This is a genomic window from Flagellimonas allohymeniacidonis (assembly GCF_004296335.1).
Classification (GTDB): Bacteria; Bacteroidota; Bacteroidia; order Flavobacteriales; family Flavobacteriaceae; genus Flagellimonas; species Flagellimonas allohymeniacidonis.
In genome coordinates this window covers 700,893-720,952 of the sequence record NZ_SGIU01000001.1, presented here as the reverse complement: position 1 = coordinate 720,952, position 20,060 = coordinate 700,893, and the positions used below count along the sequence as shown (strand labels likewise).

The following is a 20,060-nucleotide window of genomic DNA, read 5'->3' as shown; positions in this document are numbered from 1 at the left end:
AGCACTTATGAAAAAACTAGCAACTTTATTACTTGTACTCTCTTCTGCATTGTCATTTGGTCAGAATGAGGAAAGCAAAGAAATCTTAATCGACAAAGCACAGGCCGACGATACTTACGTCGCTGGAGAAACCATCAAAGTAAATGCCCCAGTACAGGGCGACCTGGTTATGGCGGGCGCAAGCCTTAGCGTTAAAGACCGTATTGATGGCGACCTTACCGCGGCTGGTGGAGAAATTTCGGTCGAAGGCCCTATAGCCGATGATGTTCGTGTTGCCGGAGGAAGAATAACCATTGACTCCGAGATTGGGGACGACCTAGTTGTTTTTGGAGGGGAAATTATCCTTACAGAGAATGCCCTGATAAACGGTAAGCTCGTCTGCCACGGCGGCGACGTTACTGTCAATGGTGAAGTTATCGAAGGGCTAAAAATTAGCGGAGGGGATGTCTCCATCGACGGAACCATACGGGGACCCTCAAAGATAGCGGGAGAAGATCTTACACTAGGGACCAACGCGAAATTCCATAAAGATGTGGAATACTGGGATAGCGGTGGAGAAATAAATTTCAACAATGCCTTGGTGAATGCCAATGCCCAGTTCAATGAAGATCTTGAGGAAGAATCACAAATATCAGCAATTGTACTTGGGATTAGCTCAGTGAAAAAATGGGTGATCTATATCTTTTCTTCCTTTTTGGCCATTCTGTTCTTCCATGCCCTCTTTAGAAATGCCTTTGCAAGTGCTGTGGAAGGTTTAGAGGACAATTGGTTAAAGAGCTTTGGCTTTGGCTTGATCTACTTGATCGGGATCCCTGTCGCGATCCTCATTACCTTTTTTATAACCATAGGTATCAAATTAGGACTTTTTGCTGCTGCCGTTTTTGTGTTTAGTTTGGTGTTTGGCCAGGTCGTTGCCGCTATTTTGATGGCTTATTATCTGAGGAACAGTAAAGATAAAGATTGGGGCTTTTGGCCTGTGACCTTTGTGGCCTTGGGGTTTGCCATTCTATTGCGTTTGGTCGCCATGATTCCTTACGCCGGTATCGCGCTTGCTGTCATCATTCTATCGGTGACCTATGGTGCATTGACCTTGCAGGTATTTCGTGCCAAAAAACAGCGTATTGCAAGTTAACTCGCTTGCAGAACTACAAACAAATCCATCGAAGCTTCAAAGAGCCGAGAAGGAGAATAGGGAAGTTACATTTTTAAAATCCAAAGTAGAAGCCATAAAATTTTTGACAAGGGAGAAAGCCTACACTCAGCATTTTGCAAAAAACTACCTAGAGCCAGCTTCATTGGATGTTTACATCAAACGCTGTAAATCAATCTCTGAAAATTCCTGAACTTACGCCCATAGGCTCTTAAGTATTCAATAAGATGGTTGTAAGGCCCAAGAGTCACACACAAAATGCTTTTAATCCGTTTCATCATGCTTTCGTATAAGCAATATATACACCCCAAATTTAATAAAGAAATAATTAATTTACATTTAATTAACGTTAAATTTACATAGATAGTGTTTTGAAAACTAAAATTAGGCTATTGGGAAGGTCAATATATTCCAAATGGAATACGGTTTCTGCCAAACTCTAAACGAACCCTTTGAAGCTCGATATAGCGGAGAAGGGGAGAAGGGGAGTTCCAATATTTTGATGTAACTCTGGGCCTTGCATAATATCAATCATTGGATTAAAAATGCCAACCTAGCTTGAGTGAGATTTCAGGTACGATAAGTGGTGTTTCATAGCTACTTTGATCTACACTTACTTCTGTATCACCTGCAATCCTGAGATGTACTGCCGCCCAAGGGTTCAAATAAAAATTCTTGTGAAATTTCCAGACATACCCGCCGCCAAGCGTGAATATGAAATTGTTGTATTCTGCTGTTTCCAATTGGGCATCGGTCTGTATACTGGCATCCCAGTACTCCAGACCAGGCCCAATCCACCAACCTTTGAAGTCAGGTTTAAAAAAATAATCTACAATAGCGGCATAAACTCTCATTTCATTATTGGTAAAGCCATCTTCCAAGATAAAGCTCGGTGTCTCTATTTTTGTAATTACCGCCCTATACCTAAAATGATTGTGACCCACCCAGACTGAACCATAATATCCCTCGAATATGTAGGGTACCGCATCCAGTTCAAAACCAACAGTAGTTTTTATTGTTTGCTCTTCGGCATCTTGCCCGTATGCAACAATCAAAAACAAAAAAGAAAAAAGGAATACACAAAATTTCATGGTTTTCAAGTTTTTTGACCCCAAAAGTATTCCTGAAGACTGTGGCCTACAATGACGCGTATCAGTCTGTTATACAAGTTAACCTTGAACAGCTTGGTCGGAAGTATTGGGGCAGTTTTACCCACATAAACATTTGTATGACCAGAAATAGTAACTTAGAATTTCTTTTCATATCAACGTATTAATCTGAACACGATACTATGAAATCCTTGAAAACAAAAATCAGCCTTTTGCTGCTTTTATTACCAATGATACTGTTGAACGCACAAGGAGAACTAAAATCGGTTGAAGGTTATTCACCACAGATTGGTCTAATGGTCTATATGTTAGAAGACCTAAAAGACAGAATTACCCAACAAGTTAAAGACTTGGACCAATCACAAACTGATTTCTTGTATGATGCTGATGCCAATAGCATAGGATCATTGCTCATGCATTTGGTGTCTACGGAATCCTATTACCAAATAGCGACATTGGAGGGCCGAGAATGGACAGAAGATGAACGAACGGAATTGGGTATGGCAGGAGAACTTAATGAAGAAGTAAAAAGCATACTCAAAGGTAAGCCGATTAGGTATTATTTGGATTTATGGGATAAAGTCCGTGAAAAAACCCTAAATGGACTCAAAACCAAAGATGATGCTTGGTTCTCATCGAATATAGAAGAGGGATTAAACTACCACTATATCTGGTACCATGTGATGGAACATTCAGCCAACCATATGGGGCAAATAGCAACCATAAAGAACCGCTTCCCCAAATAAAACATCTGTATCATAATGTACCGCATGAAGCCTTTCCTGTTTGCCCTTATAGACGATAAAACCTGGAGTGATACACTGAGAATAGAGCCATTCGTTGTTGCTGTCAAATTTGCCCCAAACCCAAACAAGTTATCCGAACATTTTTGATCTTGGATTTATTGTACGTTTGGCTATGTGTTTTTCTTAGCACCGACAACTATCCTTTCCACAATCCGTTTTGCCGTGGTAAGGGTCGACAGATCGGTAAAGAGCTCACCCGTCTGCCCGGATTGGTGCCCATGTCCCACAAGTTCCATCAAATAATATTGTTTACCGTCCTCCATATCGACCATAGTTTCGAAAATAATGGAAGGTTGCCCCAACTGCCCAGTACCACTATGGAAAACTTCATCGTTCGGGAAGTCGTACTCGGAATAATACTCATTGTCGTCAAAAGCAACGTTCAGCTCCACTCTCACCCTGAACTTTGTTGTCCTATCCGTCGAAGTATTCAGGTTAAAGTTGTCTGTTATGGTCTCACCGGTAATCGCATCTGGAAAATCGTCCCGATGGGTAGGTACGTACATCCCATCGGAATATTGGACCCCTCTTTTGTGTGACCAAACGGGCAATGCATTGACCCTTCTAAAGTCGCCTACCGCATCTTTCGCTTCATCAAACTCCTTGAAATTATCCTTGCTTCGTCCCCCAAAGAACAATCCTTTGGCCGTGGCCTTTGATACAAATAGTGTTTCGAGATAGTTTCCATTATCATCCTCAAGCCAAACCGCCATCTGGGGATGCCAATAGTGCTCGGAACGCAATAGATTTATAGTGAGCTCAATAGCCTTTTGGCCATTCATTTCGATGACCTCGTATTCCGAAAGATTAAGTTCCTTTTTGGCCTTGGCCTTGGACCTAGCCCCAAAATCCATCATGGACCCCAATGGCTCTACCTGAAAATATCCGGCGGATATGAACATTAGCGCAACCAGTGAAACAAACAATATAATCCGGCCCTTACTGTACATCTTGATGGAGCGGAAATTGTTCCTCATGTGCAGTACTGCACCTGCGGTGAAGAGTATTCCGAAAACAGTGTGTAAAGTGGCTGTTATGCGGGAATACTCGTTGAAATAGGACAGTATCCCGGTAATGAGCAGAACCATAAAGCTCAAGCCCACAGAAAGGCTTATGATTTTTCTGAACGTCATTTGCTATGGCTTCGTTTGATGGTAAAAATGAAGAATCCCCAATGGGCAATTGGGGATTCCCGATTAACAAATCTTTTATCTATTGGGTAGATAGCACCTCTTTAAGCCCCTCTATGCGACCCTTTAAATAGCTCACTTGCTTTGCCTTGTTCTTTGGAAGGTTGAACGCAAGTGCAGTGTATCTCAGTTTTTCGGCAAATGCCTCCTCCATGATCTTCAATTCCCTTACAATGATCTGTAGGCTTTCATCATCGGTTTCACCAACGATGCCGTGAATATCGTACACCCGTGATTCGAACACAGGGCTCTTTGATTTTTCCATTTCCGCTTTAACTGCAATAAGGTCCAAACGAAGGTTGCTGATGACCTTGGCCTCTCCAAATTTCGTCTTTGCCCCGCGACATCCAGAAGGGGAACATCCGGAGGTGGATTCGGCCATCGCCTTACTCGAAGTACCACAAGAGGCTTTCTTGCCCTCCTCATCCATGGCACAGGAAGCCTTGGCCTCTTTCTTATCCGTACAAAAAGAAGTCTGGGCTACGGCATTGGTACTAAATAACATTCCAAATGCCAAGAAGGCCGGAAATACGATTGTTTTTGGGTTTAATCTCATGATATGCATGTTTTTAATTTTAATTGCCGCCTTTAAAGACGCAAACTATTCATACTGATGCACAAACTAAATGAAACCCTTCCATGATGTGGGTTATAGCGCGGTTATTTCATGTTATAGCGCGGTTAATTTTCTGGGATACGGACGATTAATACCTAAATTTGACCACGTGAGACACAAAAGAACATACCTGTTGATGGCCATCGTTTCGATGCTGTTGTTGGGGCTCTTGGCCAATCAGATAGTATATGTCTATACCGCCGCTATCGAACAGGAAGCGCATTTCAATGAAAAGGCTTCACTGGCCCTTGAATCCATAGTCAATAATGTGTCCGAGGACTATCAGGTGTGTCAGAGCGTGAACGACTATTGCCTGGGGAACGATTCCAACAGCTCTTGCAAGGCGACTTTTGAGTCCAAGGACGAATGGCAGAGTGTGGATTCCATTATCCGTACCGAGCTTCTTGCCTCGAACATCGATTTAAAGTACAGGTTTGATTTTTGCAAAAGCAGTATTTCCAACGACCATCCGATCAACACAAAGAATACTTTCACCACGGACTTAAAGGGGCCTGTTCCAAGTTCTGCTGGGATTCTGATGCACTTGGAGTTTCCAAGCAAATCCAATTATATCATGCGTCAGATGGGACTTCCATTCCTGTCCTCGGTCATGATGATCCTTCTTATATCCATAGGTTTTGTGGTTACTTTTCAATACTATCGAAAAGAAAAGGAAAACGCTGCCAAGACCACGGAATGTTTCATATGGGTTTGATTATTCTACTAAAATAAGAAACTCCTTGCATTTGTACTATAATTTATATTATGTAAAATAGAAGTTTGAATAACCCCTGCTGCCTATCCTATTCTTTGCCCCCCACTTATTCTAATGTGTTTGTTAAAACCATACGGAGCTTTGGCAAGGTGCACCATTTTATGTAATTATGTTTGTTGAATAAGTTCATCCTTCCCCCTCATTACCAATAAAAACAAATATTATGCAACGTAAAATCTTCACACTGGGCATGACTCTGCTATTGTTTATTAATGTAGCCCATTCCCAAAACGATTGTCCCCCCGTTAAAAAACTTAAGGAAATATATGCGTCGGATGCAGCGTTCCGGAACGTGGTAAAGGAAATGTTCGCCAACTTGCAGGACATGCCCGACGGAACGGCCAATCCGTGGAAAAATAAGGGAATTGATGACCTCTACGCTTTTCTGAACGAATGGTTCTATTTTCTCCCAAACACAAAGAACGGACTTGATAAAATCATTGAATTCTCCATGCTTTACTACCACAACCCTCACGGCATGAAGTTTATTCTGAATGAGCCTGGTTATAGCTGGTCCCTAGATTTCATTGAAGAAAGGGGAAAGTACATGGACAGTCCTGAATCTGCAAAAATAATCACTACGTGGCTAGAGGATAAATCAATAGACCACGATGATTTCACCGTTCCCTTGGAGGGTTTCAAATCGTTCAACCATTTCTTTACACGAGACCTAAAACCGGGTGCCCGTAAAGTTGATGCGATTGCGGACAATTCGGCTTTGGTATCCCCTGCTGATGGCGTAATCAATATGATCAACAATGATCTAAAACTGGAGACCCAAATCCCTACAAAGGGAAGAATGACACTCAACCTGAATGCACTATTGGAGGATTCGAAGTATGCCGAAAAATTTGTGGGAGGAACTGCCCTGGCTGTATTCCTCAAACCCGACAATTACCACCACTATCATTCGCCCATATCAGGTACCGTGGTCGAGGCTCGGGAAGATGTGGGCAAGCTTTTGTTTGGGATGCCAGATATTCCAGACATTATCAACAATGGGAATGTTGCCTACAACAAGGATTATAGTGTTTTCGAGAATTTCCGGCATGGTTACTTGGTCATAAAAACCGAACAATACGGATATATAGGCATGATTCCCATAGGTCTGCAGACCATAGGTTCCGTTGTATTCGAGGAACACCTAAAATATGTTGATGACACAAAGCCACTGAAAATATACAAAGGCGACAAGGTGGGTTATTTTGCCTATGGCGGGTCTACCGTACTTCTTATTTTCCAAAAAGGTGCCTTCAGTTCGTTGAACGTCAAACAAGGCCAACAAATAGGAAAATTGACGCCCATGAAGTAGAAATAAAATTTTTGGTGAAGTGTTGTGACCTATGGGCAAACATTAAAAGCTATCAAAGCTCATCCCAAATGGTCCACATTTCTGATTTGGTCATTTGTCGTAAATGTCCAATCCGTCTAAAGATGTCATTAAAGCCCTCTTGGTCCAAACTGGGGTTTACTTTTTGAAAATCCTGCAGTCCACCGGCAGATTGCCAATTGGCCCACGAACTCCATTGGTTAAAAATCATAAACCGCTGTAGTATGGCATCATCATCTTGGCTGGTACGTCGGCACAATACCCAACTTTTCAGTCGGCCATCGTTTAGGGCCACCTGATGCATAGGTTTAAATACTTCGGCCTCCATGCGAACATAGGCATCGGCCTTTTCTTGTGCCGAGTCCATAAAGTCAATTTGATAGTTTTGATTGGTCTTTGCCAATGAATCCAGCTCAAAACTTCCATGGGCTTCTTCCACCACTTGATAGGTCTCGGTCTTCACCGTATTGGTGATGTTCATCAAATTGATGGTGGCCTCGGCATAGGGCGTGCTCCCCTCCTGCTTGCTGGTAAAAAAGCTGGAGACCTTGTTATTAGACATGCCAACAGAATCTTTGTGAAAGGTGACGTTCACAATATCATAGGGAATCTCCTGCCCGGCCGGAAAGCGCACCCAAAAGAGCTTCCACGACTTTAGTTCACCCTTTTGTATCATGGCCTCATATGTTGGTTTCCAAACTTCTTGCATCTGGGTCCAGTAATCGTTCCAGGCGTTTGTAGGCAGTTTTATATACTCCACATGAATGTAGGTATCTTCTTGTGCCTTAAGTTGTTGATGGCTTGCACAAGCTAGAAAAATAAAGACAATAAGGGTTAAAGCTTTGTTTTTTTTCATGACGGTCCGTTTTTTGATCTATCTCGGTTTTATAATATTTTTAGAGTGCTAGGGCTTCCTCAGAAACTGTTCTTGTTACAAAGCATTTTTTCCTCCCCTTCCCGATTCACTATAAAAAGGGCAGGTAGACCTGGCTTTGTGCCCTTACTTACATCCCGGGTGAAGGCAATTTTGGAGCCATCGGGCGACCAATTCGGGTAGAAGGCCTGAAATCCCTCTTTGCTTACCCACTTTTTGCTCTCCCCTCCCTTGGCCGATATGCTATGGATTTCAAAGACCCCCTCCACTACTTTTACAAAGCAGATTTGACTGCCATCCGCCGACCAACTTTGATGGAACTCCCCTTCAGGCGTATGGGTCAATTGCACCAGCTCCCCACTATCGATATCCAGGGTAAACAGGTCGGCTTCCGCATCCTTATCGGGACTTCTTCTAAAAAGAATTTTTGAACCATCGGGCGACCAACGCGGCGTACTTTCCAGCTCGGGGGAATGGGTAAGTTGTTTTAGGTTCTTCCCATCACTATCCATGATAAAAAGCTCTTGATTGCCAGTTCGGTCACTTGAAAAAACAATAGATTTCCCATTAGGGGAATAGTCGCCATCCTCGCTGTTGAATTCACTTTCGGTGAGCTTTTTCAGGGCAGCCCCTTCCCTATTGAATCGGTAGATTTCATGATGCCCATCACGAACTGAGGTGAACAAAATATGCTTTCCATCATGGGACCAACGCGGCGCAAAATCTCGCTCAGGGTGGCCTTCCAATACCTTAAAATTATGGCCATTGCTGTCTACCGTATAAATGTCTTCCACCGCATGGATGTAGAAGAACGCAATGGTATTGCCGTCTGGTGACCAAACTTGGGAAAAACTTAAGGAGTATCCCAACAGTACTGTTAAAATGAAGGTGTAAAAGCGCATTTTCACATATAATTTGTTAGCGTTTGTTTTTAAGGCTGTCCCTTTTGCCGAATCAAATTATAATTCGAAGATGATAACACCGTTCTTGTCGATTGCGGATTTGTATGGAATCTTCCAAACGTACATTTATGTATACGAACTGAAACTTTTTAAATTGGAGGGAAAGCAAGAGGCTCCGATATTTAACAGAATCTTTAGGAGTCTATTTACTACTTTTAGGATTAAGGGTTCAATACAGGGTTGAAATGGGAAAAAGACTTTTGGTCATTTGTTTGATGTTGGCATCGGTTTGGACCTATCCTATTCAGAAGGGCCACCCAGCTACCTTAGAAAACACCATGTATCGATGCCCTCCCTGTGGCTGTGCCCAAGACACCCATTTATTTGCAGAACCAGGTTTATGTCCAGAATGCCAAATGCAATTGGTGCCAACCTCCAGTGGATTTTCGGAAACGGTCGATACTACGATTGCTCCCTTTTTGGAAGCTGGCATGCTAGGACAATTGTACACTAAACTTATTTACCCGGTATTTGCCATGGGGATCCTGTTGTCCCTGTTTTTTTTGCTCAAAAGCTTCAAGGGCAAATCCTTAAGTGTTTTTTTGGCAGGCATCATTCTGGTCATTTCATTGTACGGCTTTAAAAACCAGCTCTACGCGGTAAATTATAGCCTCACCAATTCGTACAAAAGTCTATTTATCCCCATATCGTTCATTTTACTTTTGGGGCCATTGATATGGCTCTATGTAAAAAGCCTGTTGGAAAACCCTTTTAAATGGAAACCGACCTATTGGTTTCATTTTGTGCCCGCAGCAATTTCCTTTTTGTACTATACCTTCTTGTTGGTGGCACCAGAACACATGAAATTACAGTTCATGTTTTCACCCTTTGAGGTTCAATACAGCCATGGGGAGCAGATTTTAGCAGTTTTGCTTGGACTCATCTATATTTTTCTGTCCTATCGCCTGTTCCAATCTTGGAAGAAAGAGCTTCCCAGCAAAAATGCTACCCTAGTGTCTTGGGCTATTCGGTTTCTGGCCGGAACCACACTTTCGTTTGTGGTTTGGGGCGCTATGATCTTCATAAATTATTGGATTTATGATTTTGGGGTCGCCACGGTTTCGTACAATCCACTTTGGTTGGTTTTTGCCTTGGTACTATTATGGTTGGGTGCAGAAGTGTTCTCCAATTCCAAGTTCTTTTTATTGAACAAAGGCATTACCACTGTTAACGGAAGCATGGCAATGACTTCTGAAGACCTCTCAATTTTAAAGAACAAGTTGCATCACGTGATGGAAAATCAAAAGGTATATCTGGATACCAATCTCAGTTTAGATCGCTTGGCCCATGCCCTGGACTTAAACCCAAAACAGCTAAGTGCACTTCTCAACGGTATATTGGGCATAAGTTTTTATGACTTTGTAAATCAATATCGTGTCAATGAAGTCACAGATAAACTAAAAGATCGGGACAATCGAAAATTGACCATTGAGGCAATCGCCAATCAATCTGGTTTTAAATCCAAGTCAAGCTTCAATGCCGCTTTTCGAAAACAACTGGGAATGACCCCCAGAGAGTTTATCAGACAGGAATTGGGAAGTTAGCTCAAAAGAACTGTATATTTAGGTGACTAATAACCAACCTTTATGGGATTACTCTCGTCCAAGTTATGGGCCTTAATGGCCTTTTTGCTCGTTTCCCCTGTATTGTTTTCCCAACAAGATTCCACAGCGACCAGCTCCGTTGAACGGCCGTATTACCAAGCCACTTTTTTAGTGCAAGATCCAGAAGTAGATGGCGAAATTCGTCGAGAGGCTTTGTGGGAGACGGTTCCCCTGGCCCAACCCCTTATTCAGTTGAGGCCTACCTACGGCGCCCCGGTTTCCGAAAAAACAGAGATACGCGTAGCCTATAGCAAAACTACTTTTTATGTGGCCGTGGTCTGTTACGATACGGAACCTGAAAAATTGGTGGTATCCGATTCCCGGCGTGATGCTGACCTGAACGATGAGGACAGTTTTCTCTTTATCATCGACACCTACAACGATCAGCAGAACGGCTTTCTCTTTGGCACCAATGCTCAGGGCATGGAGTACGATGCCCAAATTGATAACGAAGGAAAAGGTAATTTTAATGCGAACCGCCAACAAGGTGGAGTGATTGGGGGAACCAATATAAATTGGGATGCCACCTGGTCCGTAAAAACACAGATGGGCGATTACGGTTGGAGTGCCGAGTTTGCTATTCCCCTACGTTCGCTGCGCTTTGCTGCCGGAGATAACAAAATGTGGGGCTTAAATTTTCGCCGGAACATCAGCAAGAATACTGAAACGGCCTATTGGACCTCCCTCCCATTGGGTTTCGATATGAAGCGCCTTTCCTTGGCCGGAAAATTAACAGGGCTCAACCTTAAAACTCCCGGGAATTTAAAATTGATTCCCTATGGTCTTACCCGATTCGTTAGAGATGAGGCCAATACGGAAGATGATGATATTGAATCGGATGTAGAGGTGGGTGTTGATGTAAAATATAGCATCACCCCTAGCCTTACTTTGGATTTGACCTATAACACCGATTTTGCCCAAGTGGAAGTGGACGACCAACAGGTAAATTTGGACCGATTCAACCTATTTTTTCCAGAAAAGCGGGCTTTTTTCCTTGAAAATGCAGGGCAATTTACAGTAGGAAGTCCTGGGGAGGTCGATTTGTTCTTTAGTCGGCGCATCGGAATCAATGATGATGGAAGCTTGGTGCCTATCCTTGGGGGTGCAAGGGTTTCTGGAAAAGTGGGTCAGACCAATGTTGGCCTCCTGAGCATGTTCACAGAGGATGTGGATGAAATTGGGTTCACGCAAAACAACTTCTCCGTGGCCCGTGTGAACCATAATTTTGGCAACTCCCGTAGTTCTATGGGTGGCATTTTTGTCAACCGTCAGGGACTCGAAGGTCTTGATGACGACTACAACCGTGTTTTTGCCGTGGACGGCAAATGGGGCATCGGGAACAAGGCCGAAATCTCAGGATTTGTAGCGAGCAGTAACACCCCGAACACCGATGAAAAAGACCACGCCTTCAAATTTTTGGCCAACTACGATTGGGACGGCTGGAATCTACGGGCGGGCTATACAGAAGTGGCTCCAGGGTTCAATCCCGAAGTGGGCTTTTTGCAGCGAACCGCATTTAAGAAGCCTGAATTCCTCATTTTTAAGGCGCATCGGGTGAAGAACGTGGGCAAACTGTTGGAGATTCGACCCCACGTCTCCTACCGAGGCTACTGGAATTTTGAAGGTCAGCAGATTACCGGCTTCCTGCATGTGGACAATCACTGGGAGTTCAATAGCGGATTTGAAATCCATACGGGTATTAATTTTACACAAGAGCGGGTATTGCAGCCGTTTGATATCTCCAATGTGACGGTTCCCGTGGGGAATTATACGAACGAGGAGTTACAGTTTATTTTGATCACCAATCCCAATAATGCTTTTTCGGTCAGTACCCGAACCTTTATTGGGGGGTATTTTAATGGTATGCGCTATTCCAACAGTGGTACGGCCAATTTCAGAATTGGCGATAAGTTTGTCTCCTCTCTCATCATGAGTCATAACGATATTCAGTTGGACACCGGTAATACGACTGCCCTCGTTGGGGGACTTCGCCTTGCCTACTCTTTTACCCCCCGTATCTTTTTGCAGAGTTTGATACAACGGAACAATGTGTCAGAAATCACCTCGGTCAATGCTCGATTTGGATGGTTACAGAATGCCAATACCGGTTTGTTTGTCGTATTCAATATCGTCAAGGACGACAACGACCTCGATTTTTTAAACAATCAGGTTTTGACTATTAAATACACCCATCGCTTCGACTTGTTGAACTAGTCAAGTAATTTATCAAAAGGAATATACTGGCAATCTAACCGGCCATAATCAATATGGGAACGTCCAACTTTCGCATCACCTGCTTGGTAGAATTTGCGCCAAACCCTTTGCCCTTTGTTCTTTTGGGCATACAGAAAAGCTCTGTTTTGGTCCGTTTTACGTAAGAGGTCAAACCATCAATGGCATTGGCACCTTCCGAAAACACATAACTCACCGTTTGCTGTAGCTTACTTTCGAGTTCTTGGGTGCCTTCTTCGCTTTTTATATTGAACAACCGAACGGGTTTGCTACTATTGTTTTTGAGGTCGTTCACGATTTCAAAGTCTTTTTCTTCTAAGGTATTTCCAAATACGCCGAGAGAAATGTTAGCAAACGAATGAAATTTATCGTCCTCTCCCAAAATCAACACATGTGATGGGCATTCATTGATGACAAAGTCGGTTACTCCATCGGTCAAAAAACCCGTCACTTTGGATTTTCGCCGACCCAGTACGATAATGTCTGGGGTTTGGCTATTCACATAATCCTTGACGGCCGTTTTTAGATTCCCATAGCCCGTTTTTACAGAAATGGGAAGCCCTTCTTCCTGACTGATGGCCTTGATTTCATTCTTTATGCGATTCTTCGAGCTACGGTTTTCCTCGTGAATGGCGCGCATGGCAGACAATTGATTATCAAACTTTACAACATCTGTAGGGGCTTTAGCGTAGAAGACCTCTACCCTTCCGCCAAGGGTTTTGGCCAATTGCACGGCATTGGTCAAGGCTGTATGCGAAGCCTTGGACGAGTCCATCAAAACAGAAATAAAATACTTGGGTATTGCAGTATTGGTATCCATAGTCTTTAGGTTTAGGCGTTTAAGAATACTTACTGAAAGGTTGTTTCTAAAGATAATACGAATACCATTACCTTTTATTAGTTTAACTTTTGATTAGTAAAACCCAACAAAAAAGGAGCTTTTGAGCCTTTTTTTGTTGATTTCCGCCGTTTCTAGTTCCAAAAAACCTCTTCGAAAAGTTTTTGTAGGCTTGCCCAAGATTTTGTGTCGGCGTCAGCATCGTAAGCCAAGGGCAGTCCAAATTTTTCAGCATTGGCATCGGCAGCCTTGCTGGTAAAACTATGTTTTACATCAGGATAGGAAACATATTCGTAATTCGCCCCTACCGAATCCATCGCCTTTTTAAAAGCCTCCACGGATTCTTCAGCAATAAAGGGGTCAGCAGCACCGTTGCAAACTAAAACCCTGGCTTTTAAGTCATTACTTGGCATTACCGGAAGTTGTACTCCACTATGAAAAGCAGCTACAGCATCCAAATCCGCTCCTGTGTTGGCCATGGTCAGGGCCACACTTCCGCCAAAACAATACCCAATAGCTGCAATTTTTTCAGGATCCACAGATTCTTGGGATTTTAAAAGTTCTAAAGCGGCATTAAAGCGCGCCGTGGCTTCAGGGAGGTTGTTAAACACACTCATGGCGAATTTACCAGCGTCATCAGGGTGATTCGCTTGCACTCCATCGCCGTACATGTCCACTGCAAAAGCCGTATAGCCCATTTCAGCCAACATATCGGCCCGTTCGCGAACATAATCGTTATGGCCCCACCATTCGTGAACGATAAGAACGCCGGGGCGTTTCCCCTCAATATTTTCATTAACTGCGATATAACCTTTTAAATTGGTGGAGTCGGTGGCATAGGTTACCTCCTGCCCCATCACTTTGGCGGGAAGTTCCTCTGCCTCTATTTCTTCTGCGGTCTTGCTTTCGGATTTTTGTTTACAGGAAGCCATACCAATTACAAGGAGGCAAAGCATAAAAGCGGTCAGTCGTTTCATTTCTATAAGTTTTAAGATAGACTTAAAGATAACCATTGTAATGCAATTTTGTCGATGGTTGTGTGTGGCTTTGAAGTTCAATAAAAACCAATTATCTTTAATAAGCCCGCAATTACGATTCCACTGACCATGAAAAAAAGACTTCATTTCTCCCTGCTTTTTCTCGGCCTTGTAATCTTCGGATTTGGCCTCGCTTCCAGCACAGGGTATAACACGTATTATGTATCGGAAACCGATTCGGTTGAGAACGCTTCAAGTTCAGAAGCCTTTGATAAAATGATGCAGGTGCTTACCCACGAGCGCTGCGTAAACTGTCACCCCAATGACAATGTTCCAAAGCAGGGAGCTGATAGCCACCCGCATTATTTTGGAATAACCCGTGGTGATGAAAATATGGGCTACCAGGCTACGAACTGCGCGACCTGTCACCAATCGGAAAACAATGATTATTCAGGTGTTCCAGGTGCACCAGAATGGTCTCTGGCCCCAGATAAAATGAAATGGGAGGGCTTGAGTCGAGTTGAAATCGCGAAATCCATGATGGATGCTGAACGAAATGGCGGGAGAACTCCAGAAGAAACCTTGCACCACCTTACCGAGCATGAATTAGTGCTTTGGGCCTGGAACCCGGGTCTGGATGCCAATGGAAATTTAAGAGAAGTACCTCCCGTTCCGAAAGATGAATACATCGCCGCTGTAAAAGAATGGTTCGAGAACGGGGCAGTAATTCCCTCAGAATAAAAAACATAATTGTATGACGATATCATTTCAAATAAATGGCCAAGCAAAATCTATGGATATCGAGGATGGGAATACTCCCTTGCTCTGGGTCATTCGGGATATGTTGAACCACAAAGGAACCAAATTTGGTTGTGGAAAAGCCGCCTGTGGCGCCTGCACCCTGCTTATTGATGGTGAGGCGGTACGCTCCTGCTCATATGCTGTGAAGTTTGCGGCAGGTAAGTCCATTACCACCATCGAAGGTTTGGGAAACAAGGAAAATCCCCATCCTGTACAGCAAGCATGGATTGAGGAAATTGTTCCCCAATGCGGATATTGCCAACCTGGCTTTATGATGGCCACAGCTGCACTTTTGGAAAAGATTCCCCAACCTACCGATGAAGATATCGACAAAAATATTATTAACGTATGCCGTTGTGGTACCTATTACCGTATGCGAAAGGCCATCCACAAAGCCGCGCAGATCAAAGCTGAATCCATTGACCCCATCAATTCCTAAGATTATGAGCAAGACCAATAAAAAAGGAAAGAAAGTATCACGACGAAAGTTTTTGGTGCGTGGTGGATTGGGTACTCTGGGTGTATTGGCCGTGGGCACCTATCTTTTCCGAAATCCCATTCGAAGAAATATTCTGGCCTATGCCAATTCTATGGATATGGCCTATATGGGGAGCGGTATGGAGCCCATGATTTGGTTTGAGGTCACATCGGACAATCAAATAATTTTGCATTCCCCCAAGGTAGAAATGGGGCAAGGAACCTTTACCGGTCTTGCCCAGATGGCTGCAGATGAACTGGATGTGAGCATGAATCAAATCCAAATTGTGCACGCCCAAACAGATACGGGAAATATCGACACTTTCAGTACTGGAGGGAGTACTTCCGTAGCCGGTTTGTGGCAACCCCTTCGCGAATTGGCAGCGACCATGCGAGAAATGATTAAGGTCGAAGGAGCTAAAAAACTGGGAGTTTCAGTGAATGAGATTTCTTCGGAAAATGCGCAGTTGACCGCTGCAGGTAATTCCATTACCTATGCAGATGCAGTAAAAGATGTTACCGAATGGGAAGTGCCTAACACTCCTCCCCTTCGCGATTTGAAAGAGTACAAGTTTATAGGTAAGCCCATTGCACGCATCGATTTGGAAGCCAAGGTTTTTGGCGACCCCATCTTTGGATTGGATGCTGAAATGCCCGATATGCTTTATGGCGCGGTAGTGCGACCCGATAAGATTGGGGCCACGTTCGTAAGCTCAGATACTTCGGCAGCAGAGAGTATGCCAGGGGTGGTTCAGATTATCCAGGAGGAAGACTTTGTTGGGGTGGTTGCCCGATCTTATAGCGAAGCAGAAAATGCAAAGCAGGCCATTAAAGTCGATTGGTCCGTTGAACGGGATTGGAGTTCAGAAGAGATTCAAGCAATACTTCAAGTAGGTGAAGGCAATGCGTCATTAATTCAGAAAGAAGGAAGTGATATTGATGATTCTAGTGAAGTTATTGAAATGGAATTTTCAAGTCCAATTGGAGCCCACGCCCAAATTGAACCCAACGGGGTTTTGGCTTACGTAAATGGTGATAAAGCGACCATACACATATCGACTCAGGTGGTCAATCTCACTCGAAAGGAAGTTGCCAAGCGTTTAGGCTTTGATGAAGTGCAAGTGAATATTGTTCCAACCTATTTGGGCGGCGGATTTGGACGACGTTTGCATACACCCCACGCAGTTCAAGCGGCTGTGATGTCCAGAATTGTAGGAAAACCCGTAAAGTATTGCTTCTCAAGGAAGGAGGAGTTCCAACATGATATGTTCCGTCCCCCTACCCATCATGTTTTAAAGGCAAATCTGGATGAGTCAGGAATGATCAAGGCCATTCGCCACGACTTCTCAAGTGGGGATGTGGCTATAGATTCTCCTCTACTTCCTGGTTTTGTACATTCCATTTTGGGAGCTGATGTAGGAGCCATTCGCGGTGGATTTTGTCAATATAGCGCCATTCCCAATATAAGAACAGTATCATGGCATGTGGAGCTCCCCTTTGCGACCAGTTGGTGGCGAAGTTTAGGGCTGTTGGCCAATACTTTTGCTTGGGAGTCCTTTATGGATGAGTTGGCTGTTAAATCAGGAAAAGACCCTGTTTCATTCCGGTTGGCACATATCCAAGATGATGAGGCAGGAACGCGACTTAAAGCTGTTATCCAAGCAGCAGCGGTCAAAGCGAACTACACCGATGAAATAGTTGATGGAAGAGCTATGGGATTTGCAGCATCAACGGATGCAGGCACCCCCTGCGCCCAAGTAGCCGAAGTGTCCCTGAAAAATGGAAAAATCAAAGTGCATAAGGTGACCTGTGCCATGGACCCTGGAGTAGCGGTAAATCCGGATCAAGTAAAAGCCCAGTGTGAGGGTTCTATCATTATGGGTATTAGTGCATCCCTATTTGAAAAAATGGAAATAAGAAATAGCGAACTTTCACCAACCATTTACGGACCGTATCAAATGGCATTAATGAAACATGCCCCCAAAGAAATTGATGTGGTGTTGTTGCAAGGTATTGACAAACCGGGTCCTGTGGGAGAACCTCCCCTGGGGCCCATAGGTGCAGCCATTGCCAATGCAGTGTACCGCTTAACAGGGGAACGCTTGACCGCTATGCCCTTGCAGGCCTAGGGGTAACCACATCGCATAAAAAAAGCACCGAATTTCTCGGTGCTTTTTGTTTCTTCTTCAGCAATGTTTTTTATAGTGTTAGTTCTTCAGTGGCACCATTGGGATATGTCAGAGTTGCCTTGTCATCACATTCTCCATCTCCAAAATCAACATTAACGGTCAATCCGTTTTTCTCTACATCCATGCTTCCGGAAGTGAAGTGCTCACAGCCAAAGTTTCCTTCAAGGTCCTCGTCGCTTTCAATAGCGTAGGTATTTCCATTGGCGGTCACGGTCCAAGATCCGGATAATGTAAACGACGTGGTTTCTATGGTATCACCGAAAATAAGTCCAAAGGTTTTTGTTCCATTTTCTGAAATGACGTTACCATCCTCAAATTCTACCGAAATTTCGCTGGTTACATTAAAGAAAAAAGCATTTTGCTCTGCGTTTGCTGTAAGCGTATAGCTTCGAGTCCCATTAATCTTTAAGGTTCCAACAAAGAAATCTTGATAGGTAGCGGTAAATGCTGCGGATTCGTTCCCAACTTCGTAGGTCACTATTAAAGTTCCATTTACATTATCAGTACCGTTGAGCACACAATTGTTGAATGTAGCCACAAAACCAGATTGTGAATATTCCGCAGAATAGCAATCATTCTTTTGGGTTAAGGACAAACCTTTGGTGGCAGCGCCACTATTGGCAAATAATTCGGTCAATGCCTGGTCGGCTACTCCTGCCGCATCATCTACATCAAGAATGGTTTGAAGTTCGGTTTGGGACAATTCAATATCACCGCCTACTGGCTCTGCATCTTCGCTACAGGCCTGAGTTAAGACCATTAGTGTTCCTAAAACAAGTAGTGTTGGTATTTTTCTCAATAGCTTGTTCATAATACGTGGGGTATTGGGGTTATGCTTCTGAAACGAAAAAGGAACATCTTTAGTATGAAGTTCGCTGAATTATCGACCAACGTATAAGGTGAAACAGGTTTTTTCCGTTTTAAATGGAAGGGATTTTAAAGCAACCTTTTGGAATATGGAACAACTTCTATATAAATTGCGAAAAAAAGCGATGAAGAATTGTAAACTACTGTGGGGATGTACCTTCTTGCTCACCATCCTTTCCTGCAATGTCGACGATGGCGTGGAAGATGCTGACCCCTTGAACTTTGATGTTATCGGGTTATGGGATTTGGTCGAAGTCAACATTAATCCAGGTCAAGATTTGAATAATGATGGAACAGCTTCCTCTAATTTGATGAATGAGTTGGATTGTATTTCAGGAACTTTGCTGATTGATGGAGATTTTGTTTGGACCCTGGAACAAACTGATTTGACGATAACCCCAATTACCGGGGACCAATTTAATATTGACTGCTCAGAAACCGTCATAGGAACCGGAACATGGTTTGCAGACCAGTCCGCAGTTGGTTTTGGCGGAAATGCTGCTTTAAGTTTCCTTACCATATCAGGGGATCGTCTTTTTAACCAAATTGGTCAAGATTTACCTGGTATCCAAAGCTATGTCTACCAAAGAAGGGCGCAATAACCTAAGTACCCTAAGGTTTTATCGCAAAAAGAACCCACATTTGTTTGTCTGCTTCCCGCTCCCAAAGACCATGATCGTTGATTTGATCTACGATTTCAAACCCAGCTAATTCCAGTTCTTTCCTTACATAGCCCATAGATAGTGAATGGGCATCCACTTGATCTTCCCGGGATTTCCCACGCACCTTTTTCTTCAGTTTTTCCATGACCATTAAACCACCACCTTTCTTTAAGGCTTTTCGAATATGGCCAAGTACTTTTTTGTGTGCTCTTATTTCATGATAGGTATCAATCACAAAAACGTGGTCTAGCGTATTATCCGGTAATTTGGGATCGTCATAGTCCCCTAGTATGGTCACAATATTGGTAAATCCTCTGTCATTCGCATTCCTCCTCAAGGTGGCCAAACGGTCGTCTCTTACATCCACAGAATACACCCTACCGCTAGTGGAGACCTTTCGGGCCAAATGCATGGACAAATAGCCTTCGTGACATCCGATATCGGCGACTGAATCACCAATTTCAACTCCTGCCTTAGCCAAAAGTGATGTAGTCTTCATCCATGTGTCCCTATCTTCCCAATCGTATGCGGAGTATTGTGCTTGAATCTGGATGGATACCAGAAGGCCCAACATAAGCCCTATTTGTTTCAAATTCATATA

General features: G+C 43.5%; 19 protein-coding genes. 10 read left to right on the top strand and 9 right to left on the bottom strand.

Annotation, left to right across the window (positions count from 1 at the left end; all coding sequences use genetic code 11):
• Window positions 1–7 precede the first annotated feature (7 nt).
• Window positions 8–1,132 (top strand): MATE family efflux transporter, encoded by a 1,125-nt coding sequence (locus tag EW142_RS03185; RefSeq protein ID WP_130609551.1) that lies wholly within the window; start codon window positions 8–10, stop codon window positions 1,130–1,132.
• Window positions 1,133–1,689: 557 nt separating this feature from the next.
• Here EW142_RS03185 and EW142_RS03180 read toward each other — a convergent pair.
• Complete coding sequence (locus EW142_RS03180; protein ID WP_130609548.1) at window positions 1,690–2,241, bottom strand: hypothetical protein; 552 nt, start codon at window positions 2,239–2,241, stop codon at window positions 1,690–1,692.
• Between the two features lie 200 nt (window positions 2,242–2,441).
• Between EW142_RS03180 and EW142_RS03175 the strand changes: the two genes are divergently transcribed.
• Window positions 2,442–3,005: a DinB family protein gene (locus tag EW142_RS03175; RefSeq protein ID WP_130609545.1), complete on the top strand. Its 564-nt coding sequence runs from the start codon at window positions 2,442–2,444 to the stop codon at window positions 3,003–3,005.
• 170 nt (window positions 3,006–3,175) lie between these two features.
• Here the strand turns inward: EW142_RS03175 and EW142_RS03170 are convergent, their stop codons facing one another.
• Both EW142_RS03170 and EW142_RS03165 read right to left on the bottom strand, forming a co-directional pair.
• Window positions 3,176–4,198, bottom strand: a complete 1,023-nt coding sequence (locus EW142_RS03170) for a DUF4405 domain-containing protein (protein WP_130609543.1) — start codon at window positions 4,196–4,198, stop codon at window positions 3,176–3,178.
• Window positions 4,199–4,277: 79 nt separating this feature from the next.
• Window positions 4,278–4,811: a hypothetical protein gene (locus EW142_RS03165; protein ID WP_130609540.1), complete on the bottom strand. Its 534-nt coding sequence runs from the start codon at window positions 4,809–4,811 to the stop codon at window positions 4,278–4,280.
• 169 nt (window positions 4,812–4,980) lie between these two features.
• Here EW142_RS03165 and EW142_RS03160 point away from each other — a divergent pair, with 169 nt between their 5' ends.
• Window positions 4,981–5,586 (top strand): hypothetical protein, encoded by a 606-nt coding sequence (locus tag EW142_RS03160; protein ID WP_130609537.1) that lies wholly within the window; start codon window positions 4,981–4,983, stop codon window positions 5,584–5,586.
• Between the two features lie 223 nt (window positions 5,587–5,809).
• The gene (locus tag EW142_RS03155; RefSeq protein ID WP_130609533.1) at window positions 5,810–6,958 is read left to right on the top strand and encodes a phosphatidylserine decarboxylase; all 1,149 of its coding nucleotides are present in this window, start codon (window positions 5,810–5,812) and stop codon (window positions 6,956–6,958) included.
• 52 nt (window positions 6,959–7,010) lie between these two features.
• Here the strand turns inward: EW142_RS03155 and EW142_RS03150 are convergent, their stop codons facing one another.
• Together EW142_RS03150 and EW142_RS03145 are read right to left on the bottom strand one after the other, a co-directional pair.
• Complete coding sequence (locus EW142_RS03150; protein WP_130609531.1) at window positions 7,011–7,832, bottom strand: hypothetical protein; 822 nt, start codon at window positions 7,830–7,832, stop codon at window positions 7,011–7,013.
• A gap of 59 nt (window positions 7,833–7,891) precedes the next feature.
• The gene (locus EW142_RS03145; protein ID WP_130609528.1) at window positions 7,892–8,752 is read right to left on the bottom strand and encodes a DPP IV N-terminal domain-containing protein; all 861 of its coding nucleotides are present in this window, start codon (window positions 8,750–8,752) and stop codon (window positions 7,892–7,894) included.
• A gap of 245 nt (window positions 8,753–8,997) precedes the next feature.
• On the opposite strand from EW142_RS03145, the gene EW142_RS03140 reads away from it, so the two are divergent.
• Together EW142_RS03140 and EW142_RS03135 are read left to right on the top strand one after the other, a co-directional pair.
• Window positions 8,998–10,356 carry a helix-turn-helix domain-containing protein gene (locus tag EW142_RS03140; RefSeq protein ID WP_130609525.1) on the top strand — a complete coding sequence of 453 codons (1,359 nt, stop codon included), beginning with the start codon at window positions 8,998–9,000 and terminating at the stop codon, window positions 10,354–10,356.
• Between the two features lie 42 nt (window positions 10,357–10,398).
• Window positions 10,399–12,630: a carbohydrate binding family 9 domain-containing protein gene (locus tag EW142_RS03135; protein ID WP_205783214.1), complete on the top strand. Its 2,232-nt coding sequence runs from the start codon at window positions 10,399–10,401 to the stop codon at window positions 12,628–12,630.
• Window positions 12,631–12,664: 34 nt separating this feature from the next.
• On the opposite strand, the gene EW142_RS03130 is transcribed toward EW142_RS03135, so the two are convergent.
• Both EW142_RS03130 and EW142_RS03125 read right to left on the bottom strand, forming a co-directional pair.
• Window positions 12,665–13,468 (bottom strand): universal stress protein, encoded by an 804-nt coding sequence (locus EW142_RS03130; RefSeq protein ID WP_130609522.1) that lies wholly within the window; start codon window positions 13,466–13,468, stop codon window positions 12,665–12,667.
• Between the two features lie 152 nt (window positions 13,469–13,620).
• Complete coding sequence (locus EW142_RS03125; RefSeq protein WP_130609519.1) at window positions 13,621–14,463, bottom strand: dienelactone hydrolase family protein; 843 nt, start codon at window positions 14,461–14,463, stop codon at window positions 13,621–13,623.
• Between the two features lie 129 nt (window positions 14,464–14,592).
• Here EW142_RS03125 and EW142_RS03120 point away from each other — a divergent pair, with 129 nt between their 5' ends.
• The 3 genes from EW142_RS03120 to EW142_RS03110 are packed head-to-tail and all read left to right on the top strand — an operon-like array spanning window position 14,593 to window position 17,870.
• The gene (locus EW142_RS03120; protein ID WP_130609517.1) at window positions 14,593–15,204 is read left to right on the top strand and encodes a hypothetical protein; all 612 of its coding nucleotides are present in this window, start codon (window positions 14,593–14,595) and stop codon (window positions 15,202–15,204) included.
• A gap of 13 nt (window positions 15,205–15,217) precedes the next feature.
• Window positions 15,218–15,703, top strand: coding sequence for a (2Fe-2S)-binding protein (locus EW142_RS03115; protein ID WP_130609514.1), 486 nt, complete (start codon window positions 15,218–15,220; stop codon window positions 15,701–15,703).
• Window positions 15,704–15,707: 4 nt separating this feature from the next.
• Window positions 15,708–17,870 carry a xanthine dehydrogenase family protein molybdopterin-binding subunit gene (locus EW142_RS03110; protein WP_130609511.1) on the top strand — a complete coding sequence of 721 codons (2,163 nt, stop codon included), beginning with the start codon at window positions 15,708–15,710 and terminating at the stop codon, window positions 17,868–17,870.
• A gap of 70 nt (window positions 17,871–17,940) precedes the next feature.
• Here the strand turns inward: EW142_RS03110 and EW142_RS03105 are convergent, their stop codons facing one another.
• On the bottom strand, window positions 17,941–18,741 hold the full coding sequence (locus EW142_RS03105) for a hypothetical protein (protein ID WP_130609508.1): 801 nt from the start codon (window positions 18,739–18,741) through the stop codon (window positions 17,941–17,943).
• A 145-nt stretch (window positions 18,742–18,886) separates the two neighbouring features.
• Here EW142_RS03105 and EW142_RS03100 point away from each other — a divergent pair, with 145 nt between their 5' ends.
• Entirely contained in the window at window positions 18,887–19,399 is a 513-nt protein-coding gene (locus tag EW142_RS03100) for a hypothetical protein (RefSeq protein ID WP_130609505.1), read from the top strand.
• A gap of 10 nt (window positions 19,400–19,409) precedes the next feature.
• Here EW142_RS03100 and EW142_RS03095 read toward each other — a convergent pair whose 3' ends face one another.
• Window positions 19,410–20,057 carry a class I SAM-dependent methyltransferase gene (locus tag EW142_RS03095; RefSeq protein WP_240740147.1) on the bottom strand — a complete coding sequence of 216 codons (648 nt, stop codon included), beginning with the start codon at window positions 20,055–20,057 and terminating at the stop codon, window positions 19,410–19,412.
• Window positions 20,058–20,060: the final 3 nt, after the last annotated feature.